Genomic DNA, 14,267 nt, shown 5'->3' with positions numbered 1-14,267 from the left:
CAAGAGAGAGAGTGTATACTCTCTCTTTTCATATCTGAAAGAAGGTAATGTGAGTGAGTGATGGATTTCAGCGCTGCTTCGTATTGAACCGCCGACCTTACAGTGAAACCAGCTTAATTCTTGATGTATTCAGTGAAGAGTATGGGCGAGTCACACTGTTGTCAAAAGGTGCCCGAAGCAAACGTTCCAACTTGAAAGGAGCCTTGCAAGCGTTCACGCCATTACTTTTAAAATGGTCAGGCAATGGTTCAATGAAAACGTTGCGCCAAGCTGAACCCATCAGTTTAGGTTTACCTTTATTTGGTATTAACCTGTTTTCGGCCATGTATGTAAATGAGCTAATTGGGCGCGTACTGAGGCAAGAAGAGCCGTTTCCTGCGCTGTTTCATGATTACCTATTTGCACTGACTGAGCTTGCTCACAACGATAACCCAGAACCTGCCTTACGCCGATTTGAACTCGCGTTGCTTTCTGCAATGGGGTATGGCGTCGATTTTTTGCATTGCGCAGGCTCTGGAGAAGATGTTGATCCAGATATGACTTATCGCTATCGGGAGCAGAAAGGTTTCATCGCGAGTGTTCGCAGAGATAACCTCACCTTCATGGGAAATGAGTTGATTGCAATCAGTGAAAGACGCTTCCTCACGAAAGAGCAGTTAAAAGCAGCAAAGCGCTTTACACGCATAGCATTAAAGCCGTATCTTGGCGGCAAACCATTAAAAAGTCGGGAACTGTTTATTTCCAGAACAGCCATTCCCAGAGCACGGAGTATTGGAAAATGAGCTCAATCCTTTTAGGCGTCAATATCGATCACATCGCAACATTACGTAACGCTCGTGGTACAAAATACCCAGATCCTGTTCATGCTGCTGAGATTGCTGAACGAGCAGGCGCAGACGGCATCACTATTCATTTACGAGAAGATCGCCGCCATATTCTAGATCGCGATGTACGTATTTTGAGAGAAACACTGCAAACGCGTATGAACCTTGAAATGGCTGTGACCGATGAAATGGTCGAAATCGCGCTGCAAACTAAACCTGAGTACGTCTGTTTAGTGCCAGAAAAACGTGAAGAGTTGACAACTGAAGGTGGCTTAAACGTTGTTGGTCAGCTTGAGAGAATTAAAGCCGCTACTGAAAAATTGACGGCGGCCGGCATTAAAGTGTCTCTATTTATTGATGCAGACCGAGAGCAGATTGATGCGGCAAAAGCGTGTGGAGCGCCATTTATTGAGCTTCATACTGGCCATTATGCCGATGCAGAAACTGAAAACGATCAGCAAGATGAGCTGAAAAAAATTGCTGCAGGTGCAAGCTACGCTGATGATCTTGGGATTACCGTGAACGCAGGGCATGGTTTGACTTACCACAATGTAGGCCCAATTGCGGCGTTACCAGAAATTTATGAATTGAATATTGGCCACTCGATTATGGGGCGCGCCGTGTTTGATGGTTTACAAAAAGCCGTTACTGATATGAAAATTGCCATGCAAGTTGCGCGTAACTCATAGAGTATTGAGTCATTAAAATAAACTGTTTTAGGGTGATGTGATCATGGCTATTGTTGGATTAGGAACCGATATTGCTGAAATAGAGCGAGTCGAAAAAGCCTTAGCTCGAAGTGGGGATGCATTTGCACAACGTATTCTTGCTGAATCTGAGTATCAAACCTTTCAACAACTAAAACAGCAAGGCCGCTTTCTAGCTAAACGCTTCGCAGCGAAAGAAGCGGCTTCAAAAGCCCTAGGAACAGGGATTGCTCATGGGGTGACATTTCATGACTTTATCATCTCAAATAATGAGCATGGCAAGCCGATACTCACTTTGCAAAACAAAGCATTAGAGATCGCCCAAGTGCAGCAAGTCACATCAAGCCATCTCTCTATTTCAGATGAACGCCACTATGCGGTGGCGACGGTTGTATTTGAATCATAACGCCATTTCTTTACTTACGTCTCTGTGATGTAAAGGTTCGCGGTGGCTTTGACTTTATCCATCTCATCTTGTAATTCAAATAACTCAGGTTCTATATCCTCAACGCTAGAGCCTGAACGCAGGGCTTTCTCAATCGTGGCACAAATACTCTTTAACCGTGGAACGCCACTGTAAGAGCAGCTACCATGCAGCTTATGAACCACATGAATTAGTTCATCCATATCATATTTTTCTTCTTCAATGGCTTGCTCAACAACCACGTAAACCTCGGGAATGAAATCGACCAGCATCTTAAGCATATCCTTGGCAAGATCAGGCTTATTCGCCGCTTGTTTGAGTGCGATTTGCCAGTCAATGATCATGTCTTTATGCTCAGGTTTGGTATCCGAGTGTAGGTTAGGCTCCGATTGAGGTAAGGAGAGCTTGTCTACTTCGGTGTGCTGAGTCAGTGGGCTCCAATGCACAAGAACTTGCTGTAATACATGCTCTTCAATTGGTTTGGTGAGGTAATCATCCATCCCTGCCTCAAGGAGTCTATCTCTCTCTCCACTCATCGCGTGCGCGGTGACTGCGATCACTGGAGTGTTGGCATTTAAAGCGGTTTTCTTTATTTGTGAGCATGCGGTAACACCATCCATCTGTGGCATTTGAATGTCCATTAAGATGATATCGAACTTCTGACGCTCTGCTTCTTTAACCGCTTTTAGGCCATTCGAACATGAGATGACGCTATCTACTCGCTCTTTTAATAGTGCGGTAATCAGCTTTAAGTTTGCGGGATTATCATCAACCGCCATCACTTTGAGTGGTACTTTCTCTTCGTATTGCGTCTCTACAGGAGCAGCAATAAGCGTCGGTGATTGGTGAGTAATTAAGGTCTGTAGCAACTTCTTACGAGATATCGGTTTAGTAATACAGTGAATGTCGTAGGTTTTCATTAGCTGCTCAGCCAGCGCCAATTCTGTACTTGGTGTCCCTACAATGACATTCGGAGACATAGCAAATGCTCGACGGATCCACGAATCAAGTAGCTCTTTTTCATGAGTTTGGTTTGGAGACAGATTCAACAATACATAATCATACGGTTCTGAGTTATCAGGCATCACCGAGCGGTAAGTAATGATCAAGCCTTCTTGTGTCAATGATTGCTGAGTAATGGACGCCGCTTGCATGTTAGGTTCGATAAGCAACAAACGTTTTTGGGCAAGACAATCGGTATCCAGCAAGTCCGTCATTGGCATATCGGTAATATTCAAACGGAGCGTGAACCAGAAAGTTGAGCCTTGATGCAATCTACTGGTTAGACTGATCTCACCGCCCATTTGTCCCACTAATTTTTGGGTGATAACCAGACCAAGCCCTGTACCACCATATCGACGTGAAATGCTGGCATCTGCCTGACTGAATGCTTGGAAAAGTTGCGCTTGTTGTCTTTCTGAAATGCCAATACCGGTATCTCTGACCGTAAATTGAAGCTCTACCGCATCCTCATTCTGAGAACGGAGTTCAACGCCAATATCGATGTTGCCTCGCTCTGTGAATTTAATCGAGTTGCCGACAAGGTTGGTTAAGATCTGTTGGATTCGAAGTGGATCGCCAATGACGCCTGCTGGGATTTTAGGATCAACTTTGAGAGTGAGCTCTAAGCCTTTTTCATGTGCGCTGGTGGCTTGAAGGTTCACCACCTGCTCCAAACTCTCTTGGAACTCAAATGGGATGTTTTCTAATGCTAGTTTGCCCGCTTCAAGTTTCGAGAAATCCAAAATATCATTAATAATATTCAGTAGATTATTCGCTGAACGTTCAATGGTTTGAAGGTAATCGGTCTGCCCATTAGAGAGTTGCGTCTTGAGCATTTGGCGAGTAAATCCAATCACACCATTGAGTGGGGTTCTTAGTTCGTGTGACATATTTGCAAGGAACTCAGATTTTACACGAGCCGCTTCTTGAGCGCGTTTCTTCGCAATATCCAACTCCACGTTTTGAATCTCTAACTGCTCCAATGTTTCACGTAAATCTGAGGTCGCTTGATCGATACTGTGTTGCATCTCGACATGATATTCAGATAGTGAAACCGCCATGGCGTTGATACCATTTTTGAGCGAGTCCAGTTCGCCATGCATTTTCCCTTCAATCCTGACATCAAGATGACCACGACGAATGCGGTCTACCATATTCTTCATGTAAGTTATGGGGCGAGTGACATCGTGCATCAAACGAAAAGCGAAAAAACCAGAAAGCCCTAAGCCCATAATGAGCACAAGACCCGCTGAAAATATCTCTTGATACTGTTGTAAGCGAAGTGAAGATAGGTCGAGCTCTATAGCAATATAACCCAAAGCTTGATCCGTATTTGGTTGCCCATGATTGATCAGTTGAGTTTCAGAGATGATCGGAGTGCGTAAGATTAGGGTATTATCAAACAGTTCAGAAGAGCCTAACGCAGGAATGGGTTCATCTTTCGAGAACATCAAACTTTCAAAGCTGGGGTGGAAGTTAGAGGTCACGAAGAGTTCGTGTTGGTCATCAAAAACGGCAATACTACGGACGATTTCAGAGTTTTTTCGGTGCGCATAACTGATGAGTCGCCTTACCGATTCGCGATTTTGTTCCGCCATCCCCTGCTCACTTGCAATGGCGAGTGGCTCAATGATACTCGTGCCTGTGGTGATCACTTGAGTTTCAAGGTCGTGATAGCGGTTAAATGAGAAGAAAGCACTTAAAAGCAGACCAATAATTAAGGTCGGAGCGAGAGTTAGTGTAATAACGCGGGCACGTAAGCCGTATCTAGTCATGTTCTCTGATTACATTACTGTCTGGATATGGGAAAATGAACCCTTCAAGAATAGTGGGCTCATCGAATTATCGATTAGCTTAATCAAGTCGGCCCAGTTCGACAATCATTCCAGAGTAGAATAGTGACTCTGAGTGAAAATAATTTACTTAATAAATATTGCAGGCATAGAGCATGGCGCGTTTTTTTCAACCAAAAAAGAAAACTCAATTAGAGACCAAACATCAGTCAATTTTGGTGGAACGAATGGATCACCAAGGCGCGGGAATCGCGTTCCAAAAAAATAAGCCACTGTTTATTGATGGTGCACTGCCTGGTGAAGAAGTCTTAGTGCAGTTAACTGAAAGTAAAAGTAAGTACTCACGTGCCAAGTTGATTAAAGTGTTAACGCCAAGCGAACAGCGCATGAAACCTTTTTGTCCGCACTTTAATGAGTGTGGAGGCTGTAACTTCCAGCATCTAGATTACGTTGCTCAAAGCGAGCATAAAAGCCAATCGCTTCATCGGTTAATGAACAAGTTTGTCGATCAAAATACGGACTTAGCACCTGCGATCATAGGAGAAGCGCGAGGGTATCGCCGCCGCGCTCGTATGAGTTTATTTGTTGATAAGAAAACTCGCCAACTACAGTTTGGGTTCCGTAAAAAACAGAGCAAGCTTATCGTCAATGTGACCGATTGTGCGGTGTTAGAACCAAGCTTGAATCAGTTGCTGCCAAAAATTAAGCATATACTGTCAGGTTTTTCATCACCCGCCACCCTGGGGCATGTTGAATTGGTTTTAAGTGATAAAGGCCCTGTTATTGTATTGCGCCACCTTAAGCCTCTCTCTGAGCAAGAGAATAGCCAATTGCTTGAGTTTGCCAAACAGAATTCGGCAACGCTTTACTTGATGCCAGAAACAGACCAGTTACATCTGGTCCATGGTGAAGAGCCGTCTTACAGCGAAACAGGCGTTAAGGTGCCTTTCTCGCCGAATGACTTTATTCAGGTGAATAAAAACGTAAACCAGAAAATGGTTGAGCAAGCACTTGAATGGCTAGATCCGCAAAGCGATGAGCGTATTCTTGATCTTTTCTGTGGAGTAGGGAACTTTAGCTTACCTATCGCCAAGCGAGCTCAATTTGTTGTTGGGGTAGAAGGGGTTGAAGAGATGGTGCAGCGAGCGGCAAGCAATGCGGTTGTTAACCAGATAACCAATACCGCTTTTTACCAAGCAAACTTAGAAGATGATCTTAGCCATCAAGGTTGGGCGAGTGAGAAATTTGATAAAGTATTGCTCGATCCTGCACGCGCTGGAGCGAGTGGGATCGTGGATCAACTTTCGAAGCTTGGAGCGAAGAGTATTGTGTACGTCTCTTGTAATCCTGCTACCCTTGCAAGAGATAGCAAAAGCCTGTTAGAACAGGGTTATCAATTACAAAAATTAGGTATGCTGGACATGTTTCCGCATACGAGCCATTTAGAATCTATGGCATTATTTACAAAGAATAAGAAATAAACAGTCAGTTGAGTAGCCAGAACTAATTGAGGAACAATTAGTCTGATATTTAGATATATAAGAACCAAATACTAGGAATAAATAGATGGTTGCCGTACGAAGCGCGCATTTAAAGCCGAGTGAAAAGTTTGAGTTAGACAATTGGATTTCTAGCCTTGAGCAAGATAGCAAAACATCAAAAAAATTAACCGATGTGTATAAGCAGTGTGAAAGCCTGCTTGGTGATGTCGAAAACGGAAGTTTGTTGCTGTGGCGTGGGCGAGAGATGATCGAAATATTGATCACCTTGTCGATGGATAAGCCAACGTTAGTGGCTGCGCAGTTATTTCCGATTGTCTCTAGTGGGTTATTTGAAAGGCAACAGCTTGAAGAAGCGTACGGTAAGGAAATCGTAAAGCTGATTGATGGCGTTGATGAAATGGCAGCCATCGGTCAATTAAATGTGACGTATGAAAATGCGGAAGGGTCCGGTCAAGTCGATAACGTTCGTCGAATGTTACTAGCGATGGTGGATGATTTCCGCTGCGTGATCATTAAGCTAGCAGAGCGTATCTGTAATCTTCGAGAAGTAAAAGACGAGCCTGATGCGGTGCGTCGTGCGGCAGCAAAAGAGTGTGCCAATATTTATGCGCCTCTTGCGAATCGTCTGGGTATCGGTCAGCTTAAGTGGGAAATTGAAGATTACGCTTTCCGCTACCAACAGCCTGAAACCTATAAACAGATCGCTAAACAATTATCTGAGCGTCGCATCGTCCGCGAACAGTATATTGAAGACTTCGTGACGGATCTTTCTTCTGAGATGAAAGGTTATCAAATTAATGCTGAAGTCAGCGGTCGACCAAAACACATCTACAGTATTTGGCGCAAGATGCAGAAGAAAAGCTTAGCTTTTGATGAGCTTTTCGATGTTCGAGCAGTGCGTATCATCGCGGATAAACTGCAAGATTGTTATGCGGCACTTGGTGTGGTTCATACTAAATATAAGCACCTACCAAGCGAATTTGATGATTACGTCGCGAACCCTAAACCAAATGGTTACCAATCGATTCATACCGTGGTGCTTGGCCCGGAAGGGAAAACCATCGAGATCCAGATCCGTACTACGCAGATGCATGACGATTCTGAACTCGGGGTGGCGGCGCACTGGAAATACAAAGAAGGCGCATCGGCAGGTCGTAGCGGCTATGATGAAAAAATCACATGGCTTCGTAAGCTAATTGACTGGCAAGAAGAGATGTCAGATTCTGGCGAAATGCTTGATGAATTGCGCAGCCAAGTGTTTGATGATCGTGTTTATGCCTTTACTCCGCGTGGTGATGTCGTCGACTTGCCTATGGGAGCAACCCCTCTCGATTTTGCATACCACATTCACTCTGAAGTGGGACACCGTTGCATCGGTACCAAAGTCGCAGGACGAATTGTTCCGTTTACTCATAAGTTGAGTATGGGCGATCAAGTTGAAATCGTAACTCAAAAAGAGCCGAACCCATCACGAGACTGGTTGAATCCGTCTTTAGGTTTTGTTCATTCAGGTCGAGCAAGAGCGAAGATCAATGCTTGGTTCCGTAAGCAAGGTCGAGAGAAGAACCTTGAGGCCGGACGTGAGATCCTTGAAGTTGAACTTGCGAAAGTAGGGGCAACTCTTAAAGATGCCCAACGTTATGCACTGAAGCGATTTAACGTCAATACTAACGATGAACTGTATGCGGGTATCGGCAGCGGTGATCTACGCATTAATCAGGTTATTAACCATATTAATGCGTTAGTAAATAAGCCTACGGCTGAAGAAGAAGATCAAAAAGCGTTAGAAAAACTGCAAGAGTCAGAAAACAAACCCGCTCAACAGAGTCGACCGAAAAAAGATGCGGTTGTCGTTGAAGGGGTTGATAACCTAATGACTCACTTAGCACGCTGTTGTCAGCCTATTCCGGGTGATGTCATTAAAGGTTATATCACCCAAGGACGCGGTATATCAGTGCACCGAGCAGACTGTGAGCAACTTGGAGAGCTGAGTTTACATGCGCCTGAACGGATCATCGATACTGTTTGGGGAAGTGGGTTCGTTGGCTCTTACATTCTGACGTTAAGAGTGGAGGCGCTTGAGCGTAGTGGTTTACTGAAAGACATTACCTCGCTGTTAGCGAATGAAAAAATAAAAATTACGACAATGAAAAGCCGCACAGACTACAAACGCCAAATGTCAGTGATGGATTTTGACTTAGAACTCACCAATGTTGATGTACTAAGCCGAGTCATCGTGCGTTTAGAGCAGTTGAAAGATGTGATGTCGGTGACTCGTCTAGGTTAACGGCATCATTGAAGGCTTTAAATATAATCAGCACCGCCTATATGGCGGTGTTTTTCTAACTAAAAACTAAGGTGCTAGCATGGCTCAATCCATTGAACAGTTATTAGAAATAATGTCTCAGTTGCGAGACCCGGAAAGTGGGTGTCCATGGGATCGCAAACAAACGTTTGAAACCATTGTGCCGCATACAATTGAAGAAACGTATGAAGTTGTGGATGCGATTCATAATAAAGACTGGTCAAATCTGAAAGAAGAACTGGGCGATTTATTGTTTCAAGTTATTTTTTATAGTCAGATCGCTAAAGAACAACAACTGTTTGATTTTAATGATGTTGTAGAAGGTGTTAATGAGAAACTAACTCGTCGCCACCCGCATGTCTTTTCGGATAAAACATTCTCAAGTGATGAAGAACTGAATGCAAATTGGGAAGCTGAAAAAATCAAAGAAAAATCACAATTAGGCAAAACAGAAAAAAGTATTCTAGACTCAATACCAAAATCGTTACCTGCATTATCACGAGCTAATAAAATTCAAAAAAAATGTGCTCAATATGGGTTCGATTGGGACACGATTGGCCCTGTCGCTGATAAAGTTCTAGAAGAGGTGGATGAAGTGCTGGAAGAAGCGCTTCAAGTCACCCCAAATGAAGATTTAGTCGAAGAAGAATTAGGCGATCTGCTATTTGCAACTGTGAACTTGGTCCGCCATTTAGGAAAAAATCCAGAATCGGCGTTAAGCAAAGCAAATTTAAAATTTGAACGTCGCTTTCATGGAATTGAAAAAAAAGTACAAAATCAAGGTAAGGAATTAGGCGACTTTTCACTGCCGGAGCTAGACAGGATGTGGGATGAAGTGAAGATCGAAGAAAAAACAAAATAGAAACTTTCTAACGGAATTGATTTGAAGCAAAAAAATAAAATTTCGACTGTGATAAGTTTCACGTTGTGGCGATAAAGGGCTTCTGGTATATTTTCATCCCGTCCAGAAGTAGTCCATTTCCCTCATTCAACCAATTTCAGGTTAAACATGACAACAAATTACATTTTTGTTACTGGCGGGGTTGTATCCTCTCTAGGTAAAGGTATTGCAGCGGCATCGCTTGCAGCTATTTTAGAAGCTCGTGGTCTTAAAGTGACTATGATGAAGCTTGACCCTTACATCAACGTTGATCCGGGCACAATGAGCCCAACTCAGCATGGTGAAGTGTTTGTCACGGAAGATGGCGCTGAAACTGACCTTGACCTTGGTCACTACGAGCGTTTCATTCGTACCAAAATGACCAAGCGTAACAACTTCACAGCAGGTCGTGTTTACGCCGACGTTCTACGTAAAGAGCGCCGTGGCGATTACCTTGGTGCAACTATTCAGGTAATTCCTCACATTACTAACTCGATCAAAGAGCGTGTAATCTCAGGTGCTGAAGGTCATGATATTGCCCTTGTAGAAGTGGGTGGCACTGTTGGTGATATCGAATCACTACCGTTTATGGAAGCGATTCGTCAACTAGCAGTAGAGCTAGGTCGTGAACGTGCAATGTTCATGCATCTAACACTTGTACCTTACCTAGGTGCTGCGGGCGAGCTTAAAACTAAGCCGACTCAACACTCAGTGAAAGAACTACTGTCTATCGGTATCCAGCCAGATATCCTAGTTTGTCGTTCAGACCGTGTTATCCCAGCAAACGAACGTAAGAAAATTGCTCTTTTCTGTAATGTACAAGAGAAAGCAGTTATCTCAATGAAAGATGTAGATTCAATCTACAAGATCCCACAACTTATTAAAGCGCAAGGTACTGATGACCTTGTTTGTAAGCGCTTTGGTATTGATGCTCCAGAAGCTGATCTTTCTGAGTGGGAACAAGTAATTTATGAAGAAGCGAACCCTACTGGTGAAGTAACTATCGGTATGGTTGGTAAATACATTGAATTACCAGACGCATACAAGTCAGTAAACGAAGCATTAAAACATGCGGGCTTGAAAAATCGCTTAAGCGTCACAATTAAATATGTAGATTCACAAGATGTAGAATCTAAAGGTACAGAAGTACTTGAAGGTCTAGATGCAATTCTAGTTCCTGGTGGCTTTGGTGATCGTGGTATCGAAGGTAAGATCCTTGCCGCTCAGTACGCACGTGAAAACAAAGTTCCATACTTAGGTATTTGTCTAGGTATGCAAGTTGCTCTTATCGAATACGCACGTAACGTAGCGAATATGGAAGGTGCACACTCTTCTGAATTTAGCAAAGAAACTAAATTCCCTGTTGTTGGTCTGATTACAGAATGGACTGATGGCGAAGGTAAAGTAGAAGAGCGTACTGAAACTTCAGATCTTGGTGGCACGATGCGCCTTGGTTCTCAGCTATGTCACCTTGCAAAAGGCACAAAAGCTTACGAACTATACGGCAGCGCGACTATCCATGAACGTCACCGTCACCGTTACGAAGTGAACAACAATCTTCGTCCGCAAATTGAAAAAGCTGGTCTAAAAGTATCTGGCTTATCTGCAGACAAGAAGTTGGTAGAAGTAATTGAGAACCCTAACCACCCATGGTTTGTTGCAGCTCAATTCCACCCAGAATTCACATCAACACCTCGTGATGGTCACCCATTATTTGCAGGTTTTGTGAAAGCAGCTGGTGAATTCCAGCGTGGTGAGTTAGAAAAGTAAGAACAAGAATACAGGTAGTGGCGTAAGTTGTGCGGCTACCTTTTAAATTTGACATTTATATTCAACGAGAAGGAAACATTCAATGTCTAAGATCGTTAAAGTTCTAGGTCGTGAAATCATCGATTCACGTGGTAACCCAACAGTAGAAGCTGAAGTTCACCTAGAAGGTGGTTTCGTAGGTATGGCTGCTGCACCATCAGGCGCATCAACTGGTTCTCGCGAAGCTCTTGAACTACGTGACGGCGACAAATCACGTTTCCTAGGTAAAGGTGTTCTTAAAGCAATTGAAGCTGTAAACGGCCCAATCGCTGAAGCTCTAATCGGTAAAGACGCGAAAGCTCAAGCTGACGTTGACCAAATCATGCTTGACCTAGACGGTACTGAAAACAAGTCTAAGTTTGGCGCTAACGCTATCCTAGCTGTTTCTCTAGCGAACGCTAAAGCTGCTGCTGCTGCTAAAGGCATGCCTTTATACGAGCACATCGCTGAACTAAACGGTACTGCTGGTCAGTTCTCTATGCCTCTACCAATGATGAACATCATCAACGGTGGCGAGCACGCTGATAACAACGTTGACATCCAAGAGTTCATGATCCAACCAGTTGGCGCAAAAACTCTTAAAGAAGCTCTACGTATCGGTGCTGAAGTATTCCACAACCTAGCTAAAGTACTTAAAGCTAAAGGCCTAAGCACAGCTGTTGGTGATGAAGGTGGTTTCGCTCCTAACCTTGAGTCTAACGCTGCTGCACTAGCTGCAATCAAAGAAGCTGTAGAAGCTGCTGGTTACGTTCTAGGTAAAGACGTTACTCTAGCGATGGACTGTGCTGCATCTGAGTTCTTCGACAAAGAAGCTGGCAACTACAACATGAAAGGCGAAGGCAAAATCTTCACTTCAGAAGAGTTCAACTTCTACCTACAAGACCTTGCTAACCAATACCCAATCGTATCTATCGAAGACGGTCTTGACGAATCAGATTGGGCTGGCTTCAAGCACCAAACTGAACTTCTAGGTGACAAACTTCAAATCGTTGGTGACGATCTATTCGTTACAAACACTAAGATTCTTGCTGAAGGTATCGAGAAAGGCGTAGCTAACTCTATCCTTATCAAGTTCAACCAAATCGGTTCTCTAACAGAGACTCTAGCTGCAATCAAGATGGCTAAAGACGCTGGCTACACTGCAGTAATCTCTCACCGTTCTGGCGAAACTGAAGATGCAACTATCGCTGATCTAGCGGTAGGTACAGCTGCAGGTCAAATCAAAACTGGTTCTATGAGCCGTTCTGACCGTGTTGCTAAGTACAACCAACTAATCCGTATCGAAGAAGCTCTAGGTTCTAAAGCACCTTTCAACGGTCTTAAAGAAGTTAAAGGTCAATAATATCTAAGTTTATCTTAGTTAATTATTAACTTAATACTTTAAAAACGTCTCCATTCATGGAGGCGTTTTTTTATATCTGAAACATTCACATATCCCACCTCATCGCTTCAATACCTCGCCCATAGACCCCTATTATGGTATATATGTGGATTAGAAATTTATTCCCCCGACTTGATTAATACGATTGGAACTATGCGACTATTTTCCTTGTTATTGGTGATACTTTTAGGCTGGTTGCAATATACGTTGTGGCTGGGAAAAAATGGTATTTCTGATTACTACAGCGTCCATAATGAAATTGACGTTCAGCAACAAGTAAATACAAAATTACAAGCTCGTAATAATGAGATGTTTGCCGAAATCGATGACCTCAGACAAGGACTTGATGCGGTTGAAGAGCGTGCGCGTAATGAGCTAGGTATGATCAAAGAGGGAGAAACCTTCTATCGTCTGATCGATGAGGATCTTCAATAGATGATGAGTTATACCCAACCTGTTGTTGCGATTGTGCCTGCTGCTGGTGTTGGTAGCCGTATGAAAGCGGATCGACCTAAGCAATATTTGATACTGCATGGCAAAACCATTTTGGAGCATACCGTTGAAACGCTACTTCAGCATGATCTGATACCGCGAGTCGTGGTGGCAATTAGCGATGATGACCCTTATTTTCCTGAGTTATCTTTAGCTGATAACCCTAACGTCATTCGGGTTTCAGGAGGCCAAGAGCGGGCTGATTCTGTGTTATCTGGACTAAACTACCTATCAGAAAATCGCCCTAGCGACTGGGTGATGGTGCATGATGCCGCTCGTCCCTGCCTCCAAATTTCGGATATTGATAACCTAATTCAACAATCGGTTGAACATCCTGTTGGCGGTATTTTGGCTGCGCCAGTTCGAGATACCATGAAACGCGGGAATTCTCAGAGTAATATTGAGCACACAGTAGAAAGACAAAATTTGTGGCATGCGTTAACGCCGCAGATGTTCAAAACTGAGCAACTTACCACCGCGTTATCGACTGCTTTAGAGCAAGGCGCGAATATTACCGATGAAGCATCCGCTTTAGAGCTTTTAGGTTTAACGCCTAAATTAGTGGTTGGTCGTGCCGATAACTTTAAAATCACTCAACCCGAAGATCTCGCGCTTGCTGACTTCTACTTAAGCAAAAATAAGGAACAACAATGATTCGTATAGGCCATGGTTTTGATGTCCATAAATTTGGTGGTGAAGGCCCTGTTATTATTGGTGGCGTATCTATCCCTTATGAGCAAGGGTTGATCGCACATTCAGACGGTGATGTTGCCTTACACGCATTATCTGATGCGCTACTTGGTGCTATTGCTGCGGGCGATATCGGTCGTCATTTTCCTGATACTGATGATAAATGGAAAGGTGCCAATAGCCGCGAATTATTGAAAGATGTTTATCGTCGCGTGAAAGAGTGCGGTTATGTGCTCGGTAATGCCGATATTACCATTATTGCTCAAGCGCCTAAGATGGCTCCTTATATAGAGTCAATGTGCCAAGCCATTGCAGAAGATTTACAAACAGAACTACAGAACATCAATGTGAAAGCGACAACAACGGAGCGCCTTGGTTTTACCGGACGCAAAGAAGGCATCGCTTGTGAAGCGGTTGTTGTGATTACGAAAGCTTAGTTTAATTATCCACTTAATTTA

12 protein-coding genes are annotated in these 14,267 nt (G+C 43.6%); 11 read left to right on the top strand and 1 reads right to left on the bottom strand.

All coding sequences use genetic code 11. From position 1 onward, the window contains the following. Positions 1-53: 53 nt before the first annotated feature. The 3 genes from recO to acpS are packed head-to-tail and all read left to right on the top strand — an operon-like array spanning position 54 to position 1,937. On the top strand, positions 54-782 hold the full coding sequence (gene recO, locus F0249_RS16075; protein WP_171757172.1) for a DNA repair protein RecO: 729 nt from the start codon (positions 54-56) through the stop codon (positions 780-782). After that, positions 779-1,513, top strand: a complete 735-nt coding sequence (gene pdxJ / locus F0249_RS16070; protein ID WP_171757171.1) for a pyridoxine 5'-phosphate synthase — start codon at positions 779-781, stop codon at positions 1,511-1,513. The genes recO and pdxJ overlap by 4 nt, the downstream gene beginning before the upstream one ends. Before the next feature lie 43 nt (positions 1,514-1,556). After that, on the top strand, positions 1,557-1,937 hold the full coding sequence (gene acpS / locus F0249_RS16065; RefSeq protein ID WP_113795785.1) for a holo-ACP synthase: 381 nt from the start codon (positions 1,557-1,559) through the stop codon (positions 1,935-1,937). Positions 1,938-1,951: 14 nt separating this feature from the next. Here acpS and barA read toward each other — a convergent pair whose 3' ends face one another. After that, positions 1,952-4,732, bottom strand: a complete 2,781-nt coding sequence (barA, locus tag F0249_RS16060) for a two-component sensor histidine kinase BarA (protein ID WP_171757170.1) — start codon at positions 4,730-4,732, stop codon at positions 1,952-1,954. A gap of 173 nt (positions 4,733-4,905) precedes the next feature. Here barA and rlmD point away from each other — a divergent pair, with 173 nt between their 5' ends. From rlmD to ispF, 8 genes are all read left to right on the top strand, one after another. After that, positions 4,906-6,231 (top strand): 23S rRNA (uracil(1939)-C(5))-methyltransferase RlmD, encoded by a 1,326-nt coding sequence (gene rlmD, locus F0249_RS16055; RefSeq protein ID WP_171757169.1) that lies wholly within the window; start codon positions 4,906-4,908, stop codon positions 6,229-6,231. A gap of 85 nt (positions 6,232-6,316) precedes the next feature. Beyond that, on the top strand, positions 6,317-8,539 hold the full coding sequence (relA, locus tag F0249_RS16050) for a GTP diphosphokinase (RefSeq protein WP_171757168.1): 2,223 nt from the start codon (positions 6,317-6,319) through the stop codon (positions 8,537-8,539). A 79-nt stretch (positions 8,540-8,618) separates the two neighbouring features. Continuing rightward, positions 8,619-9,419: a nucleoside triphosphate pyrophosphohydrolase gene (mazG, locus tag F0249_RS16045; protein ID WP_017054206.1), complete on the top strand. Its 801-nt coding sequence runs from the start codon at positions 8,619-8,621 to the stop codon at positions 9,417-9,419. A gap of 147 nt (positions 9,420-9,566) precedes the next feature. Beyond that, a complete protein-coding gene (locus F0249_RS16040; RefSeq protein ID WP_171757167.1) occupies positions 9,567-11,207 on the top strand; it encodes a CTP synthase in 1,641 nt (546 codons plus the stop codon). A gap of 82 nt (positions 11,208-11,289) precedes the next feature. Further along, positions 11,290-12,588 (top strand): phosphopyruvate hydratase, encoded by a 1,299-nt coding sequence (eno, locus tag F0249_RS16035; RefSeq protein ID WP_113795789.1) that lies wholly within the window; start codon positions 11,290-11,292, stop codon positions 12,586-12,588. A 192-nt stretch (positions 12,589-12,780) separates the two neighbouring features. Beyond that, positions 12,781-13,062: a cell division protein FtsB gene (gene ftsB, locus F0249_RS16030; RefSeq protein ID WP_017054203.1), complete on the top strand. Its 282-nt coding sequence runs from the start codon at positions 12,781-12,783 to the stop codon at positions 13,060-13,062. Next, positions 13,063-13,773: a 2-C-methyl-D-erythritol 4-phosphate cytidylyltransferase gene (ispD, locus tag F0249_RS16025; RefSeq protein ID WP_017054202.1), complete on the top strand. Its 711-nt coding sequence runs from the start codon at positions 13,063-13,065 to the stop codon at positions 13,771-13,773. Continuing rightward, complete coding sequence (gene ispF, locus F0249_RS16020; RefSeq protein WP_017054201.1) at positions 13,770-14,246, top strand: 2-C-methyl-D-erythritol 2,4-cyclodiphosphate synthase; 477 nt, start codon at positions 13,770-13,772, stop codon at positions 14,244-14,246. The genes ispD and ispF overlap by 4 nt, the downstream gene beginning before the upstream one ends. The last annotated feature ends 21 nt before the right edge of the window (positions 14,247-14,267 follow it).

Source organism: Vibrio sp. 03-59-1 (assembly GCF_013114135.1).
Taxonomy (GTDB): Bacteria; Pseudomonadota; Gammaproteobacteria; order Enterobacterales; family Vibrionaceae; genus Vibrio; species Vibrio cortegadensis.
The sequence above is the reverse complement of the archived record's forward strand: the minus strand, read 5'-3'. Positions and strand labels throughout refer to the sequence as shown.

What these genes read in the sequence shown, in the direction of transcription:
- eno (WP_113795789.1), top strand. Translation starts at nt 11,290, where the DNA reads ATGTCTAAGATCGTTAAAGTTCTAGGTCGTGAAATCATCGATTCACGT.
- barA (WP_171757170.1), bottom strand. Translation starts at nt 4,732, where the DNA reads ATGACTAGATACGGCTTACGTGCCCGCGTTATTACACTAACTCTCGCT.
- ftsB (WP_017054203.1), top strand. Translation starts at nt 12,781, where the DNA reads ATGCGACTATTTTCCTTGTTATTGGTGATACTTTTAGGCTGGTTGCAA.
- F0249_RS16040 (WP_171757167.1), top strand. Translation starts at nt 9,567, where the DNA reads ATGACAACAAATTACATTTTTGTTACTGGCGGGGTTGTATCCTCTCTA.
- rlmD (WP_171757169.1), top strand. Translation starts at nt 4,906, where the DNA reads ATGGCGCGTTTTTTTCAACCAAAAAAGAAAACTCAATTAGAGACCAAA.
- ispF (WP_017054201.1), top strand. Translation starts at nt 13,770, where the DNA reads ATGATTCGTATAGGCCATGGTTTTGATGTCCATAAATTTGGTGGTGAA.
- pdxJ (WP_171757171.1), top strand. Translation starts at nt 779, where the DNA reads ATGAGCTCAATCCTTTTAGGCGTCAATATCGATCACATCGCAACATTA.
- ispD (WP_017054202.1), top strand. Translation starts at nt 13,063, where the DNA reads ATGATGAGTTATACCCAACCTGTTGTTGCGATTGTGCCTGCTGCTGGT.
- mazG (WP_017054206.1), top strand. Translation starts at nt 8,619, where the DNA reads ATGGCTCAATCCATTGAACAGTTATTAGAAATAATGTCTCAGTTGCGA.
- relA (WP_171757168.1), top strand. Translation starts at nt 6,317, where the DNA reads ATGGTTGCCGTACGAAGCGCGCATTTAAAGCCGAGTGAAAAGTTTGAG.
- acpS (WP_113795785.1), top strand. Translation starts at nt 1,557, where the DNA reads ATGGCTATTGTTGGATTAGGAACCGATATTGCTGAAATAGAGCGAGTC.